Consider the following 18144-nt stretch of genomic DNA (forward strand, 5'->3'; position numbering starts at 1 on the left):
GTGACGGACGGCGGCCGGCGCCGCGGCGCTTTCGCGAGGGCGGACGTCAGGATCCGACCTTGCGCTTGTTCCACACGTCGAAGCCGACCGCGGCCAGCAGCACCAGGCCCTTGATGACCTGCTGGTAGTCCGTGCCGATGCCGACCAGCGACATGCCGTTGTTGAGGACGCCGAGCACCAGGCCGCCGATGATGGCGCCCAGCACCGTGCCGACGCCGCCGGTCGCCGAGGCACCGCCGATGAAGGCGGCGGCGATGGCCTCGAGCTCGAAGTTGATGCCGGCCTGGGGGACGCCGGCGTTGAGCCGCGCGGCGTAGACGAGACCGGCGAGGGCGGCGAGCACACCCATGTTGACGAAGACCAGGAAGACGACGCGCCGGTCCTTGACGCCGGAGAGCTTCGCCGCGGCCTGGTTGCCGCCGAGGGCGTAGACGTGCCGGCCGACGACCGCGTTGCGCATCACGAAGCCGAAGACGATCAGCAGGCCCGCCAGGATGAGCAGCACGATGGGCACACCGTGGTAGCTGGCCAGCGTCATGGTGAAGGCGACCACGCAGGCGATGATGGCGAGCAGTTTGAGCAGGAAGAAGTTGCGCGGCAGCACGTCGAGGTCGTAGGCGAGCTGCTGGCGGCGGTCGCGGATCTCCTGCACGACGGCGATGGCGATGACCAGGAGGCCGATCAGCAGGGTGAGGTTGTGGTAGTTCGTGTGCGGCCCGACCTCGGGCAGGAAGCCGTTGCCGATCTTCTGGAAGCCGGTGGGGAACGGCGAGACGGACTGGCCCTCCAGCAGGATCTGCGTGCCGCCGCGGAAGATCAGCATGCCGGCCAGCGTCACGATGAAGGACGGGATGCCGACATACGCGATGAAGAAGCCCTGCCAGGCCCCGGCCACGGCGCCGACGACCAGGGATGCCACGAGGGCCAGCGGCCAGGGGACATGGTGGTGGATGATCATCACGGCCGCGGCGGCGCTGACGAAGGCCGCCAGCGATCCGACGGACAGGTCGATGTGGCCGGCGATGATCACCACCATCATGCCGATGGCCAGGATGAGGATGTAGCTGTTCTGGCCGATCAGGTTGGTGACGTTCTGCGGCTTGAGCAGGATGCCGCCGGACCATATCTGGAACAGCACGGCGATCAGCACTAGCGCGATGATCATGCCGTACTGGCGCATGTTGCGCCGCGCGGCCTGCAGGAGGAAGCCGGCGGTGCCCGCCGGTCCGCCCCCCGCGACGGCCGCGCCCGCGCCCCCGGCGGGCGGCGGAGGAGTCTTGTCGGTCTTCACCGGGCTGCCCATCTCACTTACCTCGGTCCATGGTCATGTGGCGCATCAGCACTTCCTGGGTCGCGCTCTCGCGCGGGATCTCCCCGGTCAGCCGGCCCGCCGACATCGTGTAGATGCGGTCGCACATGCCGAGCAGCTCCGGCAGTTCGGAGGAGATGAAGACGACGGCCTTGCCCTGGGCCGCCAGGTCGTTGATGACCGTGTAGATCTCGTACTTGGCCCCGACGTCGATGCCGCGCGTGGGCTCGTCGAGGATGAGGATCTCCGGTCCCGCGAAGATCCATTTGCTGAGGACGACCTTCTGCTGGTTGCCGCCGCTCAGCTTGTCCGTGGTCTCGAAGACGGTGGGGGCCTTGATGTTCATCGTCGAGCGGAAGGACTCGGCGACCCGGGCCTCCTCGTGCTCGTTGACGATGCCGCGCCGGGCCACCTTGGACAGGGCGCCCAGCGAGATGTTGCGGCTGATGTCCTCGATCAGGTTGAGCCCGTAGCGCTTGCGGTCCTCGGTCACGTAGGCGATGCCGTGGCCGACCGCCTCGGGGACGGTACGGGTGCGGATCTCCTGCCCGTGCAGGAAGACCCGGCCGGAGATGCCGCGGCCGTAGGAGCGGCCGAAGACGCTCATGGCCAGTTCGGTGCGGCCGGCGCCCATCAGCCCGGCGATGCCGACGATCTCGCCGTGCCGAACGTTGAGCGAGACCCCGTCGACGACCTTGCGCTGCTGGTCGATCGGGTGGTGCACGGTCCAGTCCTCGACGGCGAAGGCCACCTCGCCGATGTCGGGCTCGCGTTCGGGGAAGCGGTGGTCGAGGTCGCGGCCGACCATGCCGCGGATGATCCGCTCCTCGGTCACGGCCGGGGTGCCGTCCTCGGCCGTGGCCTTCATGTCGAGCGTCTCGATGGTCCGGCCGTCCCGCAGGATGGTGATGGAGTCGGCGACCTTGGCGATCTCGTTGAGCTTGTGCGAGATGATGATGCAGGAGATGCCGTGTTCCTTGAATTCCAGGATCAGATCGAGGAGTTTGCGGCTGTCCTCGTCGTTCAGGGCGGCCGTCGGCTCGTCCAGGATGAGGAGCTTGACCTCCTTGGACAGCGCCTTGGCGATCTCGACGAGCTGCTGCTTGCCCACGCCGATGTCGGCGACCCGGGTGTTGGGCGGGTCGGCGAGCCCGACCCGCTTCAGCAGGGTGCCGGCGTGCCGCAGCGTCTCGTTCCAGCTGATGACGCCGCGGGTGGAGTGCTCGTTGCCGAGGAAGATGTTCTCGGCGATCGACAGGTAGGGCACCAGGGCGAGCTCCTGGTGGATGATCACGATGCCGCGCTGCTCGCTGGCGCGGATGTCGCGGAAGACGCAGGGCTCCCCCTGGAAGAGGATCTCCCCTTCGTAGCTGCCGTGCGGATAGACCCCGCTGAGCACCTTCATCAGGGTCGACTTGCCCGCACCGTTCTCACCGCAGATGGCGTGGACCTCGCCCTCGGCCACTGTCAGGGTGACATCGGAGAGCGCCTTGACCCCTGGGAAGGTCTTGGTGATGGAGCGCATTTCGAGGACGGGTCCGGCCATTCCTGCTTTCCGTTCTCCTCGGATGGTGGGAGGTGGCGATCGCCGGTCGTGGTCCGGCTCCGGGACTACTGGAGCTCGGACTCCTTGATGTAGCCGGAGTCGACGACGACCTCCTTGTAGTTGGACTTGTCGACGCTGACCGGCGGCAGCAGGTAGGTCGGGACGACCTTGGTGCCGTTGTCGTAGGTCTTGGTGTCGTTGACCTCGGGCTTGCCGCCGGTGAGCACCGCGTCGCCCATCTGGACGGCGACCTTGGCCAGTTCGCGGGTGTCCTTGTAGACGGTCTGCGCCTGCTCGCCCGCGATGATCGACTTGATCGAGGCGACCTCGGCGTCCTGGCCGGTGACGATCGGCAGCGGCTTCTTGCCGGTGCCGTAGCTCACGCTCTTGAGCGCCGAGATGATGCCGCGGGAGATGCCGTCGTACGGGGACAGGACCGCGTCCACGTCCTCGGAGGTGTACGACTTGCTCAGCAGGTCGTCCATGCGGGCTTGGGCGGTGGCGCCGTCCCAGCGCAGGGTGGTGACCTGGGTGAGGCCCTTCTGGCCGCTCTTGACCACCAGCTCCTTCTTGTCGATGAAGGGCTGGAGCACGTCCATCGCGCCGTTGAAGAAGTACTTGGTGTTGTTGTCGTCGGGCGAGCCGGCGAACAGCTCGATGTTGAAGGGGCCCTTCTTGCTGCCGTCCTTCAGACCGAGCTTCTCGACGATGTAGCCCGCCTGGAGCTGGCCGACCTTGAAGTTGTCGAAGGTGGCGTAGTAGTCGACGTTCGGCGAGCCGAGGATGAGGCGGTCGTAGGAGATGACCTTGATGCCCGCGTCGTGCGCCTGCTGCAGCACGTCGCTGAGGGCCGAGCCGTCGATGGCCGCGACGACCAGGAGCTTGTCGCCCTTGGTGATCATGTTCTGGATCTGGGCGACCTGGTTCTCCACCTTGTCGTCGCCGTACTGCAGATCGGTCTTGTAGCCCTTGGCCTGGAACTGCTTGACCATGTTGTCGCCGTCGGCGATCCAGCGCTCGGAGGACTTGGTGGGCATGGCGATGCCGATGGTGCCCTTGTCGCCGTTGCTGCTGCCGCCGCTGGTGTTGTCGCTCTGTCCGCAGGCGGTCGCGGTGGCGCCGAGGGCGAGGGTGGCCATCAGTGCGGCGGAGGTGCGCAGGTGGGCGGCTCTGGCGATGCGCATGGCTGATCAGATCCTTTCGGGGGCCAGGCGGGGGTCGTTCGCATGGTCCGGGTCGGTCGCGATGTCGAGGGGGAAGCGCTGGAGCGGACCCGGCAGCCGCGCGCCCAGCGGGGAGAGCCCGCCGTCCGCGCCGAGCCGGGAGAGCAGGTCGAGCACGAGGCGCCCGCGGCGGACCCGTTCACGGGCGGACGCCAGGGCGACGTCCCGCAACTGCCGCCCGTACGGGTAGATGCCGGGGGCCTTGCTCAGGCCGAACTTGAGGTAGATCGGGGCGCCGCGGCGGATCAGCTCGGCCGCGTCGTAGAGCCGGACGAAGCCGCCGAGGTCGTCGGGGGCCTCGATGTAGAAGTCCATCGGGGCCCGGCTGGTCCGGCGGATCTCGGTGATCTGCTGGAGGGTCAGGTCGGACGGGATGTTGACGGAGTCGGCGCCGAGCCGCTCCCACACCGCGTAGGCGGCCGGGTTGACCGGGCCGACCAGCGCGGAGACCTTGAAGGTGGTGTCGGCGGGCAGCAGGCCCTGCGCGCGGAGCCGGTGCAGCAGCCACAGCACGCCCTCGTCGGCGACGAGCAGGCAGCGCACGCCGAGCGCGGCGGCCCGCAGGGCGTCCTCGACACAGCCGGCCAGCTGGTCGTGGCCGCGGGCGCGCAGGCCGCCGCCGCGGGAGTCGGTGCGGGTGGCGGCGCCGATGTCCCAGGTGCCGCGGGGGCCGGTGAACAGGCAGAGCTCGACGTCGTGTTCGGCGCAGACGGTCACCATCTCGGTGATCTCCGCGTCGGTCAGCATCCAGATGCCGCTGCCCTGGCTGATCCGGTGCACCGGAACGTCCAGCCGCCCGGCCTCCTGGAGCACGGTGGCCAGCGCCTCGGGGCCCTCCACGGAGGGGATCTCGGTGCGCCAGGTGCCGCCGTCGGGGAAGGAGTGCGGGGAGGTGTCGGCCGGGTCGTCCGCCGGGGCACCGTGACCGAGCAGGGCGAGCGCGTGCCGCCCTGGGTGACGGGGGCCGGGTGCGTTGCCGGTCCTGTCGGGACTCGTAGGGGAGGCGTCGGTCACGGTGCTCCTTCGTCGGTGCCGGTGGTGCCGTTCCAGATCTTCAGCATGTTCGGGATATCGGACGACGTTCGGGTCATTGGGTATGGGCCGGTACGGAGGGGATATCGCTGCCCAAGGCGGTACCGGTGCAGCTTCCGGTGCCTGGCCGCTTCACGGGTGCAGCAGCACCTTGCCCACCTTCGGGTCCCGGCCCGCCAGCAGGCCGAGCGCCTCCGGGTAGTCCTCCAGCGGCAGTTCGTGCGTGATCAGGGGGGCCGGGCGGAGCACCCCCGCGCCGAACGCCCGTACCGTGTGCGCCCACGCGGCCGGCGGCGCCCCGAACACCGTGTGCACGGTCAGCTGGCGCACCACCAGGTCGGTGGGGTCCAGTCCCTGCGCGGCGCCCGGTTCCGGGATGCCGGTCAGCGCCAGCCGGCCGCCGCGGCGCAGCAGCCCCGCGCCGGTCCGCGCGGCGGAGGCGGAACCGGCCGCCTCCACGACGAGGTCGAAGTCCGCGGCCGCCGCGTCCGGCAGTTCGCCTGACGTGCGGAACATCGTGGCGCCGAACGACGCGGCCAGTTCCTCCCGGTCGCGCCGGGCGCCCACCACGAGGAGTTCGGCGGGGGACACCGCGGCCAGGAACTGCACCGCCAGCATCCCGAGCGTGCCGGTGCCCACGACGGCCACCCGCTCGCCCGGCGCGGCAGGTGCCTTCAGCAGCGCGGCCGCCACGCACGCCGCCGGTTCCAGGAGTGCGGCGGAGCGCAGGTCGGCGGCGTCGTCCAGGACGTGCAGCAGCCGGGCGGGCAGGGTGAGGGTGTCGGCCATGGCGCCGGGCCGCGTGAAGCCGGTCTCCTCGTACGGGGCGCCGCACAGCGTGGTCTCCCCGGCGTGACAGCGGTCGCAGACCTGGCAGTTGCGGAAGCCCTCGCCGACGACCTTGCGGCCGGCCAGGTCCGCGGTCACCCCGGGGCCGACCGCCTCCACCGTGCCGGACCACTCGTGGCCGGGGGTGACGGGGTAGCGGACGTACCCCTCGGGCCGGGTGCCCGCGTGGACCTCGCGGTCGCTGCCGCAGATTCCGGCCGCGTGCACGCGCACCAGCGCCTCGCCCGGGCCGGGCGCGGCCGGTTCCGCGGGCACGATCCGGTGCCGGCCGGGCCCGTCGAGGACGACGGCGCGCGGGCCCGTCACTTGGTGCCCCCGGGCTGCCGGCGCTCCCAGCCCTCGGCCCACAGGTCGAAGCGGGCCTGCTGCTGGGGGAATTCGGCGGCGGCGTCCACGTCGAGCTCGACGCCGAGGCCCGGGGCGTCCGACAGGGTGAAGTACCCGTCCGCCCCGACCACGGGGGCGCCCTTGACGACCTTCTTGATCTCGGAGTCCGCGAAGTCGTTGAAGTGTTCGAGGATCTTGAAGTTGGGGGTGCAGCCCGCCAGTTGCAGGCTCGCCGCGGTGAGCACCGAGCCGCCGACGTTGTGCGGTGCCACCAGCACGTAGTGCGTCTCGGCCGTGGCGGCGAGTTTGCGGACCTCGTTGATGCCGCCGATGTGCCCGAGGTCGGGCTGGATGACGTCGGCGGCCTGGAGCTCGAACAGCTCGCGGAACTCGTAGCGGTCGTGGATGCGTTCGCCGGTCGCGATCGGCAGGTCGGTGTGCGCGGCGACCTTCGCCAGGGCCTTGAGGTTCTCCGGCGGCACCGGCTCCTCGATCCAGCTCGGCTTGAACGGCGCCAGCTCCTTCGCGATCCGGATCGCGGTCGCCGGGCTGAAGCGCCCGTGCATCTCGACCAGCAGCTCGGCCTCGGGCCCGATCGCGTCGCGGACGGCCTCGATGAGGGAGAGGGAGTACGTGGTGGCCGCGTGGTCGAGCTCGAAGTGGCCGGTGCCGAAGGGGTCGATCTTCAGGGCCCGGTAGCCGCGCTCCACGACCGCGCGGGCGGCCTTGTGGTAGGCCTCCGGGGTGCGTTCGGTGGTGTACCAGCCGTTGGCGTACGCCTTGACCTTCTCGTTCACCTTGCCGCCGAGCAGCTGCCACACCGGCACGCCCAGGGCCTTGCCCTTGATGTCCCAGCAGGCCATCTCGATCACCGCGATGCCCGACATGACGATCTCGCCGGCCCGGCCGTAGTCGCCGTACTTCATCCGCCGCACGAGGTCCTCCACCGCGAACGGGTCGGATCCGGTGATGTGGTTTGCGGCCGCCTCGTGGAGGTAGCCGAGCAGCGCGTCGGTGTGGCCCAGCATGCGCGTCTCGCCGACGCCCGTCAGGCCCTCGTCGGTGTGGACGAGTACGTAGGTGAGGTTGCGCCAGGGAGTGCCGACCACATGCGTGCTGATGCCGGTGATGCGCACGGAAGTTGCCCCTTAAGGACGGTCGTTCGAGATTTCGTCACCCGTTCGAAATGTTGAAGGGACCGTAGTTACGGGCTCCGGGCGGTGTCAATGGCTGTGGCGCCCAGGTGTCGGCGTTGTTGCCGAAGTGAGGCCGGACCGCATGCCGGAGACCGGCCGCGCCGTCGTATACGAACGGACTCGCCTGTCCTGCCGGGCGACCGCTCAGGAGCCGAAGGCCGCGGCGTAGACGATCCCCGCGAGCCGCGCCTGCCCGCGGGCGCTGGGGTGGAACCAGTCCCAGGGGCTCAACTCCGCCGAGGTGAAGCGGTAGTCGAAGACCGCGCCGCCGTCATAGCGGCAGCGCTCGTACCGCGCGCACTCCTGCCCCAGCGCGGCGTTGTACGCGATCACCCGCTCCCGCACCGTCTGCCGCCGCGTGTTCGCCGCGGCGCTGGTGGACTCGGGGTCGGCCAGCATCGAGGGGCACAGGCCGAGCTTCCAGATCTGCCGGCCCAGCGCGTTGCGCCGCCCGACGTCCCACAGCCGCAGCAGGTCGGGCACGCTCGCGACGAAGACCTGGGTTCTCGGCAGCGCCCGGTGCAGGGTGCGCAGCGCGGTCGCGAACTCGCGCCGGTACGCGTCCACCGGGGTCATCCGGGAGGTGCTGGTCGCGCACGCGTCGTTGGCGCCCATGAGGATCACCACCTGCTGCGGCCGCAGCGCCACGGCCCGTTCCGCCTGGGCCGGCAGGTCGGCCATCCGCGCGCCGCTGGCCGCCAGGTTCCAGCTCGCGGTGGCGGGGCGGGCGAGCAGCCGGCCGGCGACGCTGGTCACCGAGCTCCCGCTGCCGGTCGCCCAGGACAGTTGCGGACAGTCCGTCAACACACCGCACGCGTCGAAACCCCGGGTGATGGAATCCCCGAGAGCGGCCAGCGAGGCCGGCCGGGTGTTCCACGCGAGGGCGGCCGAGGCGCCCGGACGGGGGGTCGCGGCGCCGCTCCGGGCGGCCCCCGGGGTCCCCGTGACGGTCACGGAACAGCCCGCCACCAGGGCAGTCGTGAGCAGGCCGGCCAGGGCGGTGGTGGCGCGGCGCGCGCCGCGGCGGAGCGACTCCCGCATCGCTGCTCCCTCGGACGAGTGGGTGACTTCTCGGTGATCCCGACAGTACGTCACTCCTCGGGTGACGCCGCGCGGTAGCTTTTTCCCTGACGCGTGGTGTGAAAGAGGTGATCAGAAGTCAGATCTTGTCTCATTCGTTATGATTAGTGCAGAATGTCCACTGCTGTCCCGGATGGCTCGGTTATGGGCATGAGGCCGCTGGGGAAGGCGTACCTCGTCCCACACTGGAGGTCCCGGTGACGACACGTGGAGTTCTGTACGTGCACTCCGCACCGCGCGCGCTGTGCCCACACGTCGAGTGGGCCGTCGCGGGCGTGCTCGGCGTGCGCGTGAACCTCGACTGGATCCGCCAGCCCGCCTCTCCGGGCACCTGGCGGGCCGAGTTCTCCTGGCAAGGAGACCCCGGCACCGCCTCCAAGCTGGCGTCCGCGCTGCGCGGCTGGCATCTGCTGCGCTTCGAGGTGACGGCGGAGCCGTGCCCCTCCGCCGAGGGGGAGCGCTACAGCAGCACCCCCGAGCTGGGCATCTTCCATGCCGTCACCGGCATCCACGGCGACATCCTCATCCCCGAGGACCGGCTGCGCGCCGCGCTCGCCCGGGCCCGCAAGGGCGAGGCCGACCTCGAGACCGAGGTCGCCAAGCTCCTCGGCAAGCCCTGGGACGACGAGCTCGAGCCCTTCCGGTACGCGGGCGAGGGCGCCCCCGTCCGGTGGCTGCATCAGGTGGTCTGACGCTCCCTCGGCTCCGCGGCCCCCGCCGCGGGGTCCTGCGGCGTGCCGTCGTCCTCCGCGGACCGCGCCGCGGCCCCCGGCCACCACACCCGCGCTCCGATGTCCCGTACCAGCGCGGGCACCAGCAGGGAGCGCACCAGCAGGGTGTCCAGCAGCACCCCGAACGCCACGATGAAGGCGATCTGCACCAGGAAGGCCAGCGGGATCACGCCCAGCGCCGCGAAGGTCGCCGCCAGCACCACGCCCGCCGAGGTGATCACGCCCCCGGTGGCGGTCAGGCCGCGCAGGACGCCCTGCCGGGTGCCGTGCCGCAGTGTCTCCTCGCGGACCCGGGTCATCAGGAAGATGTTGTAGTCGACGCCGAGCGCGACCAGGAAGACGAAGCCGTACAGCGGGACCGAGGCGTCCGTCGCCGAGAAGCCGAACACATGCGGGAAGACCAGCGCCGACACGCCCAAGGTGGCGGCGAAGTTCAGTGCCACCGTGGCGACCAGCAGCACCGGCAGCAGCAGGCTGCGCAGCAGCGCCACCAGGATCAGCAGGATGATCGCGAGGACGACGGGCACCACGAGCGTGCGGTCGCGCTCGGCGGTGCGCTGGGTGTCCAGCTGCTGTGCGGTGTAGCCGCCGACCACCGCGTCGGCGCCCGGTACCGCGTGGACGCCGCGCCGCAGCCGTTCCACGGTGGCCTTGGCGGCGTCGCTGTCGGCGGCGTCCCTCAGCGTCACCTCCAGCAGCGCCCGGCCGCCGGCGGTCAGCGGCTCGCCCTGGCCGGGGCGGCCGGAGGCCGTGACCGCGGCGGCGGAGGAGACGCCGGCGGTCCTTTCGGCCACCCGGGTCACCTCGGTGAGCCGGTCCGCGGCGGTGACCACCACGGCGGGGTTGCCGGAGCCGCCGGGGAAGTGCTCGCCGAGGACGCGCTGCGCGGTCACCGAGGGGGCCTGGTGGACGAAGATCTCGTCCAGCGGCACGCCCCGGGCGGTCAGGGCGGGGGAGAAGGCCGCGCAGGCGACCAGCACCGCCAGGCTCGCGGCCCAGACCCGGCGCGGCGCCCGGTCCACGAGCGCCGCCACCCGCTGCCAGACGCCCCGGCCCCCCTCCCGCGCCGGACGCGGCCGGGCGGGCCAGTAGGCGGCCCGGCCGAGCAGCAGCAGGACGGCGGGCAGGAAGGTCAGGCTGCTCGCCACGGCGCAGACGATGCCGACGGCCCCGACCGGGCCCAGCGCGCGGTTGTTCGTCAGGTCGCTGGCCAGCAGGGCGAGCAGCGCGAGTGCCACGGTGGCGGCGCTCGCCACGATCGCCCCCGCCGAGCGGCGCAGCGCCGCCCGCATCGCGGCGAACCGGTCGCCTAGCCCGGCCAGTTCCTCCCGGAAGCGGGCCGACAGCAGCAGGGCGTAGTCGGTGGCGGCGCCGATGACGAGGATCGACAGGATGCCCTGCACCTGGCCGTCCACCCGGACCGCGCCGTGGTCGGCGAGCACGTACACCACGCCGCAGGCGAGGCCGAGGGAGAGGACCGAGCCGGCGATGATGACCAGGGGCAGCAGCACCGCGCGGTAGACCAGCAGCAGGATCACCAGCACCACGCCGAGGGCGACGAGCAGCAGCAGCCCGTCGATGCCCGCGAAGGCGTCGCCCAGGTCGGCCTGCGAGGCGGCCGGGCCGGCGACGTGGGCGGTGGTGCCGGGCACGCGCCCGGCCACGGCGGAGATCCGGTCGACGGTGGCCTGCACCTTTCGCCCGAGGTCGGGCCGGAGTTGCAGCACGCCCTCCAGCGCCCGGCCGTCCGGCGAGCGCAGCGCGGGGGAGGGGTGTCCGGTCACCCCCTCGGTCCCGGCCAGGGAGGCCAGCGCGGCGGTGGCGGCGTCGCGCTGGGCCCCGGTGACGGGGCCGCGCTCCGCGGTCCAGACGACGATCGCCGGCACGGTCTCGCCCCGGCGGAAGGCGTCCCGTTCCGCGAGTGCCTTCGTGGACTCGGCGCTGCGCGGGAGGAAGGCCGCCTGGTCGTTGGTGGAGACCTCGCCCAGCTTGCCCGCGTAGGGGCCGAGGGTGCCGCCGATCCCCAGCCAGGCGACCAGCAGCACCACGGGGAGCAGCCATCGGACGGTGCGCGGCACGGATGTCATCGCTTCTCCCGTGGGGGTGCGTGCGGAGGTCTCCCTCTGTTGTCCACAGGATATATCTCACTCATCAATTATCTTAGCCGTCGAGATTATTTACGATGGAGGGGTGCCCGATCACGACCAGGACGACCGCGACGACCGCGACCACATCGACCAGCCCGAGTCCCCCACGGGGCTTCGGGCCTTCGCCGTGCAACTGCGCCGGATGAACGGAGAGTTCAACCGCATCGCGCAGGACTTCGCGCAGAGCCGGCATCTGCACCACACCGACGTGCAGGCCCTGGTGGCGATCCTGGACGGCGACGGGCACGGCGGGGCGATGACCCCGGGACTGCTGCGCGAACGGCTCAATCTGACCTCCGGCGCCGTCACCGCCTGCCTGGACCGGCTGGAGCGGGCCGGCCACATCCGCCGCACCCGCGACACGGCCGACCGGCGCGTCGTCCACCTGCACTACGCGCCCAAGGCGAAGGCGGTGGCCCGCGCCTTCTTCCAGCCGCTCGCCCGCGGCACGGACGCGGCCCGCGCCCGCTTCACCGAGGACGAACTCAGCGTCGTCATACGCTTCCTGACCGCGATGAACGACGAACTGGCCGTCCTGCACGGCGAACCCACCCCCGACGAGCCACCGGTCCCCGGCCGCCCCTGAGCCCCGGCGGGGCCGCGTTCACGAGGCACCGCCCCTGCGCGCGGCTCGGCCCGCGGTCGGCCCCCGGGCCGTCGTGGGGCTACGCCGGGGTCTGCTGGGCGGCCGAGGCGATGTTGCGGGCCATGCCGCCGAACACCACCGCGTGGAAAGGCGACACGCTCCACCAGTACGCGTGCCCCGCCAGGCCCCGGGGGTGGAACAGGGCGCGCTGCCGGTAGACCGTGCGGCCCCGGTCGTCCCGGCCGGCCGACAGCTCCAGCCAGGCCAGTCCCGGCAGCCGCATCTCCGCCCGCAGCCGCAGCAGCCGCCCCGGCTCGATCTCCTCGACCCGCCAGAAGTCCAGCGAGTCGCCGGCCCGCAGCCGTGCCGCGTCCCGCCGTCCCCGGCGCAGTCCCACCCCGCCCACGAAGCGGTCGAGCCAGCCGCGCACCGCCCAGGCCGGGGGGAAGGAGTACCAGCCGTTCTCGCCGCCGATGCCCTCGATCACCCGCCACAGGGCCTCCGGTGAGGCGTCCACCACCCGGCAGCGACGGTCGGTGTACAGGCTGCCGCCGGCCCAGTCAGGATCGGTGGGCAGCGGATCGCTGGGCGCGCCGGGCACCGAGGCCGACGACCAGCGGGTGACCACGTTGGCGTCCCGGATCCGCTGAAGGGCCAGTTCCAGCGCCCGCTCGACGCCGATCATGCCCTCCGGCGGGTCGGGTACCCAGGTGGCGATGGAGTGGTCGCGGCAGACCACCTCGTGCCGCAGCGACTCCGTCAGCGGGCGCGCGAGGCTCGCGGGCACCGGGGTCACCAGCCCCACCCAGTGGCTGGACAGGCGGGGGGTCAGCACCGGCACCGGCACGATCAGCCGCGGCGGCAGCCCCGCGACCTCGGCGTACTTCAGCATCATGTCCCGGTACGTGAGCACGTCCGGGCCGCCGACGTCGAAGGCGCGGTTCACCTCGGGCGGCAGCGTCGCACAGCCGACGAGGTAGCGCAGTACGTCCCGCACGGCGATCGGCTGGATGCGGGTGCCGACCCAGCGCGGGGTGACCATCACCGGAAGCCGCTCGGTCAGGTAGCGCAGCATCTCGAAGGAGGCCGAGCCGGAGCCGATGATGACCGCCGCCCGCAGCACGGCCGTCGGCACCCCCGAGGCCAGCAGCACCCGGCCCACCTCGGCGCGCGAGCGCAGATGCGGCGACAGTTCCCGCTCGGGCACCCCGGCCGGAGTGAGCCCGCCCAGGTACACGATCCGCCGCACGCCCGCCGCCTTCGCCGCGCGGCCGAAGATCTCCGCCGCCCGGCGGTCGGTCTCCTCGAAGTCCCGGCCGCTGCCCAGCGCGTGGACCAGGTAGTACGCGACGTCCACGCCCTCCATCGCCGCCGGCACCGACTCCTCGTCGGTCACGTCGCCCCGCACCACCTCGGCGCGGGCCGCCCAGGGATGGTCGCGCAGCTTCCCCGGCGTGCGGACCAGACAGCGCACCGCGTGGCCGGCGTCGAGCAGTTCGGGGACCAGGCGGCCGCCGATGTAGCCGCTGGCCCCGGTCACCAGGCAGGTGAGGGCGGTGTTCTCGGTCGTCCCTGTCATCCCGGTCGTCCCCTTCCGGCGCCCGGTGCCGAAAGGGCGCTCGCCACGTCCGGCGGCAGCGGGGCGAGCCGCAGCAGCCCCGCCACCACGCGGGCGGTAGTCGCGTGCCAGGTGCCGGCTTCCCGCAGCATCGCGTGGTCGCCGCCCGGCACCGTCAGATGGCAGGCCAGGGCGCCCGCCGCGCGCGCCCGGTCGGCCAGGACCAGTGACGCGGCCGGATCGGTGACCCGGTCCCGGTCACCGTGGAGCAGCACCAGGCGGCGGCCCGCCAACTGCCCCACCGGCTCGCCCGCCGGGCACCACGGGGCCAGCCCCACGACCCCGCCCACCAGCGGATGCCCGGCCACCCGCAGCGCCGCACGGCCGCCCATCGAGTGGCCGACCAGCACGACGGGCACCGCACCGGCGCGCGCCCGCAGGGCCTCCAGCGCCCGCCACGCGTCGCGCGCGGCGTCCTGCCGGTCGCCGTTCCAGCCGCGGTGCCGGTAGCGGACCCCGGCGATCGCCACCCGGTGCCCGGCCGTGGCCCGGCCGATGGCGCGGAAGAACGGCCGCATCCGGGCCCCGGGGAGGTTCCACCGCGTCGGCGGCTCCAGGCCTTCGGCGCGGCCGCCGTGCAGCAGCAGGACGGCGGCCGTGGGGCGTTCCGGGAGCGCGTACGGGACCAGCGCCGTGTGCGGCGCCGCACCGTCGTCGGCGCCCTCGGTGCCGTCGGCACACACAGCGCCGTCACCGAACGTCATCGGATCGCCTCTCCTCGCACTCTCCGTCATTATCCGCCGCTCCCTCCGCCGCCGCCCGTCCTGTTCCTGCCCGGGATTCGAGGCGGAGCCCCCACCGGATTGCCCGAGCGGCCAATCCGCCGGCCGCAGGTCTACGAATCACCAGCAGGGAGAGACGGGGCACGAAGGGAGCGGCATGACCGACACAAGGCGCCGGATCGCGGTCGTGGGGAGCGGGGTGGCCGGACTGACCGCCGCTTACGCACTGCAACGGCACTGCGACGTGTCGTTGTTCGAGGCGGACGACCGGCTGGGCGGGCACGCCCACACCCACGACCTAGCCTCCGCCGACGGACGGGTGACGGCGGTCGACAGCGGCTTCATCGTGCACAACGAGCGCACCTACCCCACCCTGCTGCGGATCTTCGCCGAACTCGGCGTCCCCACACAGGAGTCCGAGATGAGCATGTCCGTGCGGTGCGAGGGCTGCGGCCTGGAGTACGCCGGCGCCCGCGGGCCCGGCGGGCTGTTCGCCCAGCCGCGCAACGGAGTGCGCCCGGAGTACCTGCGCATGCTGGCCGAGGTGCCGCGCTTCCACCGCAGGGCCCGGCGGCTGCTGGCCGGGGACGACGCCCGCGACGACGCCACCACGCTGGGCGAGTTCCTGCGTGCGGGGCGATTCTCGGCGTACTTCGTCGCGCACTTCATGACCCCGCTGGTGGCCTGCGTCTGGTCGTGCTCGCCGCGGACCGCGGCCGACTACCCGGCCGCGTATCTCTTCCGGTTCCTGGACCACCACGGCATGCTCTCGGTGTCCGGCTCGCCCACCTGGAAGACCGTCACCGGCGGCTCGCGCGTCTACGTCGAGCGGATCGCCAAGCGGCTCACGGCCCTCCGTACCGCCACCCCCGTACGCGCCCTGCGGCGGCACGCCGACGGCGCCGAGATCGTCACCGACGACGGCGAGAGCGAGGAGTACGACGCGGTGGTCGTCGCCACCCACCCCGACCAGGCGCTGCGTCTGCTCGCCGACGCCACCGCCACGGAGCGCGCGGTGCTCGGCGCGATCCCGTACTCCCGCAACCCCACGCTGCTGCACACCGACACCTCGCTGCTGCCGCGCAGCCCCGGGGCCCGCGGCTCGTGGAACTACCTGATGCCCTCGTGCGCCCCCTCGCCCGGCGGCGTGCGGGTCACCTACGACATGAACCGGCTCCAGCGGCTGGACAGCCCCGAGCACTTCCTGGTCACCCTCGGCGGCGAGGAACTGGTCGACCCGGGCCGGGTGCTGGCCCGCATGGTCTACGAACACCCCGTCTACACACCGGAGTCGGTCGCCGCGCAGCGCCTGCTGCCCACTCTGGACACCTCGGTCACCGCCTTCGCCGGGGCCTACCACGGCTGGGGCTTCCACGAGGACGGCTGCCGCTCCGGCGCCGAGGCCGCCCGCACGCTGGGGGCGCGATGGTGACCGCCGCCGCCCCGCCGGACGTGCCCGCCCTGTACGAGTGCGTGATCACCCACGTCCGCACCCGCCCGGTCGGCCACGCCTTCACCCATCGCACGTACATGTGGCTGATCGACCCCAGCCGGCCGCCCCGGCTTCCCGCGCCGCTGCGCCCCTTCGCCCGCTTCGACGCCCGGGACCACTTCGGCGGCCGGCAGCCCACCGTACGGGCCGCCCTGGACACCTGGCTCGCCGCGCGCGGCGTGGACCTGCGGGGCGGCCCGGTGCGGATGCTCACGCACGCCCGGGTCCTCGGCCATGTCTTCAACCCGCTGACCCTCTACTGGTGCCACACGCCGGACGGCGCCCTGGCCTGCGTCGTCGCCGAGGTCCACAACACCTACGGCGAGCGCCACGCCTACCTGCTGCGCACCGACGAGGCCGGCGCGGCGAGCGTCGCCAAGGACTTCCACGTCTCGCCGTTCTTCCCCGTCGACGGTGCCTACCGCATGCGGCTGCCGGAGCCGGACGCCGCGCTCCGCCTCACCGTCCACCTGGAGCGCGAGGAGACCCGGCCGTTCACCGCCACCGTGCGCGGCGAACGGCGGCCCGGGACCGCCCCGTTCCTGCTGCGCTCCGCGCTGCGCCATCCCTGGTCCACCGCCGCCGTGTCGGCCGGCATCCGCCGGCACGGCATCCGACTGCTGCTGCGCGGACTGCCCGTGCTGCGGCGCCCCGTCCACCGGTCCCAGGAGGGCTTCGAGTGACCACGTCCGTCCCCGTCCCCGCATCCGTTACCGCCGCCGCCGGCGGCGTGGACCCGCGCCGCTGGCCGGACGCCGCCGCACCACCGCAGTGCTCACGCGCCCGCGCCGCCGTCGCCGGCGTCGTCGTGCGCCGCGCCCTGTCCCGGCTGCCGCTGCGCTGCCGCCTCGGGCCCGGCGGCCCGGTGCTCGGCACCGGCGGGCCCGCGGTCGAGATCGTCGACCCCGACGCCTTCTTCCGCCGCGTGGGCGCGGGCGGCCTGATCGGCTTCGGCGAGTCCTACATGGCCGGCGAGTGGGACGCGCCCGACCTCGTCGCGGTGCTCACCGTGCTGGCCGGCCACGTCACCGAACTCGTCCCCCGGCCGCTGCAGAAGCTGCGCGCCCTGTGGGCGCGCCGGCAGCCCCGCGAGCGCCGCAACACCCTCGACGGCGCCCGGGACAACATCCACGCCCACTACGACCTGTCCAACGAGCTGTTCGCGCTCTTCCTGGACGAGACCCTCACCTACTCCTCGGCGGTCTTCCGCGCCCTGCCCGCCGCGCCCGAACTGCTCGCCGACGCCCAGCACCGCAAGATCGACCGCCTGCTGGACCTCGCGCGGGTCGGCGAGGGCACCCGGCTGCTGGAGATCGGCACCGGCTGGGGCGAACTCGCCGTGCGCGCCGCCCGGCGCGGCGCCGAGGTCGTCACCGTCACCCTCTCCGAGGAGCAGCGCCGGCTGGCCACCGAGCGCATCGAGGCGGCCGGCCAGTCCGGCCGGGCGGCGGTGCTGCTGTGCGACTACCGCCAGGTGACCGGCCGTTACGACGCGATCGTCAGCGTCGAGATGATCGAGGCCGTCGGCGCCGACTACTGGCCCGTCTACTTCGGCGCCCTCGACCGACTGCTCGCCCCCGGCGGCCGGATCGCGCTGCAGGCCATCACCATGGCAGACGACCGCATGCTGGCCACCCGCCACACGTACACCTGGATACAGAAGTACATCTTCCCCGGCGGCCTGATCCCCTCTCCCGAGGCAATCGGGCGCACCCTCGCGGAGCACACGGCGCTGCGCGTCGAGGACAGCACCGGCTTCGCGGCGCACTACGCCGAGACGCTGCGGCTGTGGCGCGACCGCTTCACCGCGCGGGCCGCCGAGGTCGACGCCCTCGGCTTCGACGCGACCTTCCGCCGTATGTGGGCCCTCTACCTCGCCTACTCCGAGGCGGGCTTCCGCTCGGGCTACCTCGACGTGCGCCAACTGCTGCTCACCAGAGAGGAGACCGCCCGGTGAAGAGTGCCGCGGACACCCTCGTCCCCCTGCTGGAGCAGTTCACCGGCGGCCCCCTGCCGGTACGGCTGCGGGCCTGGGACGGGAGCACCGCAGGGCCGCGCGACGCGCCGATGGTGGTGCTGCGCTCCCGGCGCGCGCTGCGCCGACTGCTCTGGGAGCCCGGCGAACTCGGCCTGGCCGAGGCCTACATCTCCGGCGACCTCGACGTGCGCGGCGATCTCACCGAGGCCCTGCGCACGGTCTGGCGCGCGGTGCGCGAGGGCAGCGTCAACCCGCCGCGGCTGACCGCCGCCGACCGCCTGCGGGCGGCCGGCGCCGCGCTGCGGCTC

At 72.7% G+C, this 18144-nt stretch carries 15 protein-coding genes and 1 pseudogene; 6 read left to right on the plus strand and 10 right to left on the minus strand.

The window, feature by feature from the left end; translation table 11 throughout:
- Nucleotides 1-46 precede the first annotated feature (46 nt).
- The 7 genes from mmsB to ACFWVC_RS36935 all read right to left on the minus strand — a co-directional run bounded on the left by mmsB (nt 47) and on the right by ACFWVC_RS36935 (nt 8523).
- The gene (mmsB, locus tag ACFWVC_RS36905; RefSeq protein WP_384298207.1) at nt 47-1303 is read right to left on the minus strand and encodes a multiple monosaccharide ABC transporter permease; all 1257 of its coding nucleotides are present in this window, start codon (nt 1301-1303) and stop codon (nt 47-49) included.
- Between the two features lies 1 nt (nt 1304).
- Entirely contained in the window at nt 1305-2855 is a 1551-nt protein-coding gene (gene mmsA, locus ACFWVC_RS36910) for a multiple monosaccharide ABC transporter ATP-binding protein (protein WP_384298210.1), read from the minus strand.
- Between the two features lie 65 nt (nt 2856-2920).
- Complete coding sequence (gene chvE / locus ACFWVC_RS36915; protein ID WP_384298213.1) at nt 2921-4039, minus strand: multiple monosaccharide ABC transporter substrate-binding protein; 1119 nt, start codon at nt 4037-4039, stop codon at nt 2921-2923.
- A 6-nt stretch (nt 4040-4045) separates the two neighbouring features.
- Complete coding sequence (locus ACFWVC_RS36920) at nt 4046-5092, minus strand: hypothetical protein (protein WP_384298216.1); 1047 nt, start codon at nt 5090-5092, stop codon at nt 4046-4048.
- A 150-nt stretch (nt 5093-5242) separates the two neighbouring features.
- Nucleotides 5243-6265, minus strand: coding sequence for a zinc-binding dehydrogenase (locus tag ACFWVC_RS36925; protein ID WP_384298219.1), 1023 nt, complete (start codon nt 6263-6265; stop codon nt 5243-5245).
- Nucleotides 6262-7422 carry a mandelate racemase/muconate lactonizing enzyme family protein gene (locus ACFWVC_RS36930; protein WP_384298222.1) on the minus strand — a complete coding sequence of 387 codons (1161 nt, stop codon included), beginning with the start codon at nt 7420-7422 and terminating at the stop codon, nt 6262-6264. Before ACFWVC_RS36930 ends, ACFWVC_RS36925 begins: the two co-directional genes overlap by 4 nt.
- 204 nt (nt 7423-7626) lie before the next feature.
- Complete coding sequence (locus tag ACFWVC_RS36935; RefSeq protein ID WP_384298225.1) at nt 7627-8523, minus strand: GDSL-type esterase/lipase family protein; 897 nt, start codon at nt 8521-8523, stop codon at nt 7627-7629.
- Between the two features lie 236 nt (nt 8524-8759).
- Between ACFWVC_RS36935 and ACFWVC_RS36940 the strand changes: the two genes are divergently transcribed.
- On the plus strand, nt 8760-9254 hold the full coding sequence (locus ACFWVC_RS36940; protein ID WP_319662641.1) for a DUF3145 domain-containing protein: 495 nt from the start codon (nt 8760-8762) through the stop codon (nt 9252-9254).
- Here the strand turns inward: ACFWVC_RS36940 and ACFWVC_RS36945 are convergent.
- Nucleotides 9242-11380 (minus strand): MMPL family transporter, encoded by a 2139-nt coding sequence (locus ACFWVC_RS36945; RefSeq protein ID WP_384298233.1) that lies wholly within the window; start codon nt 11378-11380, stop codon nt 9242-9244. The two genes, ACFWVC_RS36940 and ACFWVC_RS36945, sit on opposite strands and share 13 nt — an antisense overlap.
- A 202-nt stretch (nt 11381-11582) precedes the next feature.
- Between ACFWVC_RS36945 and ACFWVC_RS36950 the strand changes: the two genes are divergently transcribed.
- Complete coding sequence (locus tag ACFWVC_RS36950) at nt 11583-12026, plus strand: MarR family winged helix-turn-helix transcriptional regulator (RefSeq protein WP_384298258.1); 444 nt, start codon at nt 11583-11585, stop codon at nt 12024-12026.
- Nucleotides 12027-12105: 79 nt separating this feature from the next.
- Here the strand turns inward: ACFWVC_RS36950 and ACFWVC_RS36955 are convergent, their stop codons facing one another.
- Nucleotides 12106-13605: an SDR family oxidoreductase gene (locus ACFWVC_RS36955; RefSeq protein WP_384298240.1), complete on the minus strand. Its 1500-nt coding sequence runs from the start codon at nt 13603-13605 to the stop codon at nt 12106-12108.
- On the minus strand, nt 13602-14348 hold the full coding sequence (locus ACFWVC_RS36960; protein WP_384298243.1) for an alpha/beta hydrolase: 747 nt from the start codon (nt 14346-14348) through the stop codon (nt 13602-13604). Before ACFWVC_RS36960 ends, ACFWVC_RS36955 begins: the two co-directional genes overlap by 4 nt.
- 175 nt (nt 14349-14523) lie before the next feature.
- Between ACFWVC_RS36960 and ACFWVC_RS36965 the strand changes: the two genes are divergently transcribed.
- The 4 genes and pseudogenes from ACFWVC_RS36965 to ACFWVC_RS36980 all read left to right on the plus strand — a co-directional run.
- A complete protein-coding gene (locus tag ACFWVC_RS36965; protein ID WP_384298246.1) occupies nt 14524-15798 on the plus strand; it encodes an NAD(P)/FAD-dependent oxidoreductase in 1275 nt (424 codons plus the stop codon).
- Entirely contained in the window at nt 15792-16541 is a 750-nt protein-coding gene (locus ACFWVC_RS36970) for a DUF1365 domain-containing protein (protein WP_384298249.1), read from the plus strand. The genes ACFWVC_RS36965 and ACFWVC_RS36970 overlap by 7 nt, the downstream gene beginning before the upstream one ends.
- Nucleotides 16538-17815: a class I SAM-dependent methyltransferase gene (locus ACFWVC_RS36975; RefSeq protein WP_384298255.1), complete on the plus strand. Its 1278-nt coding sequence runs from the start codon at nt 16538-16540 to the stop codon at nt 17813-17815. Before ACFWVC_RS36970 ends, ACFWVC_RS36975 begins: the two co-directional genes overlap by 4 nt.
- Nucleotides 17812-18144, plus strand: a pseudogene (locus ACFWVC_RS36980) (SAM-dependent methyltransferase); the annotation flags it as partial. The gene ACFWVC_RS36975 and the pseudogene ACFWVC_RS36980, both read left to right, overlap by 4 nt.

It is taken from the genome of Streptomyces sp. NPDC058691 (genome assembly GCF_042714775.1).
Lineage (GTDB): Bacteria > Actinomycetota > Actinomycetes > Streptomycetales > Streptomycetaceae > Actinacidiphila.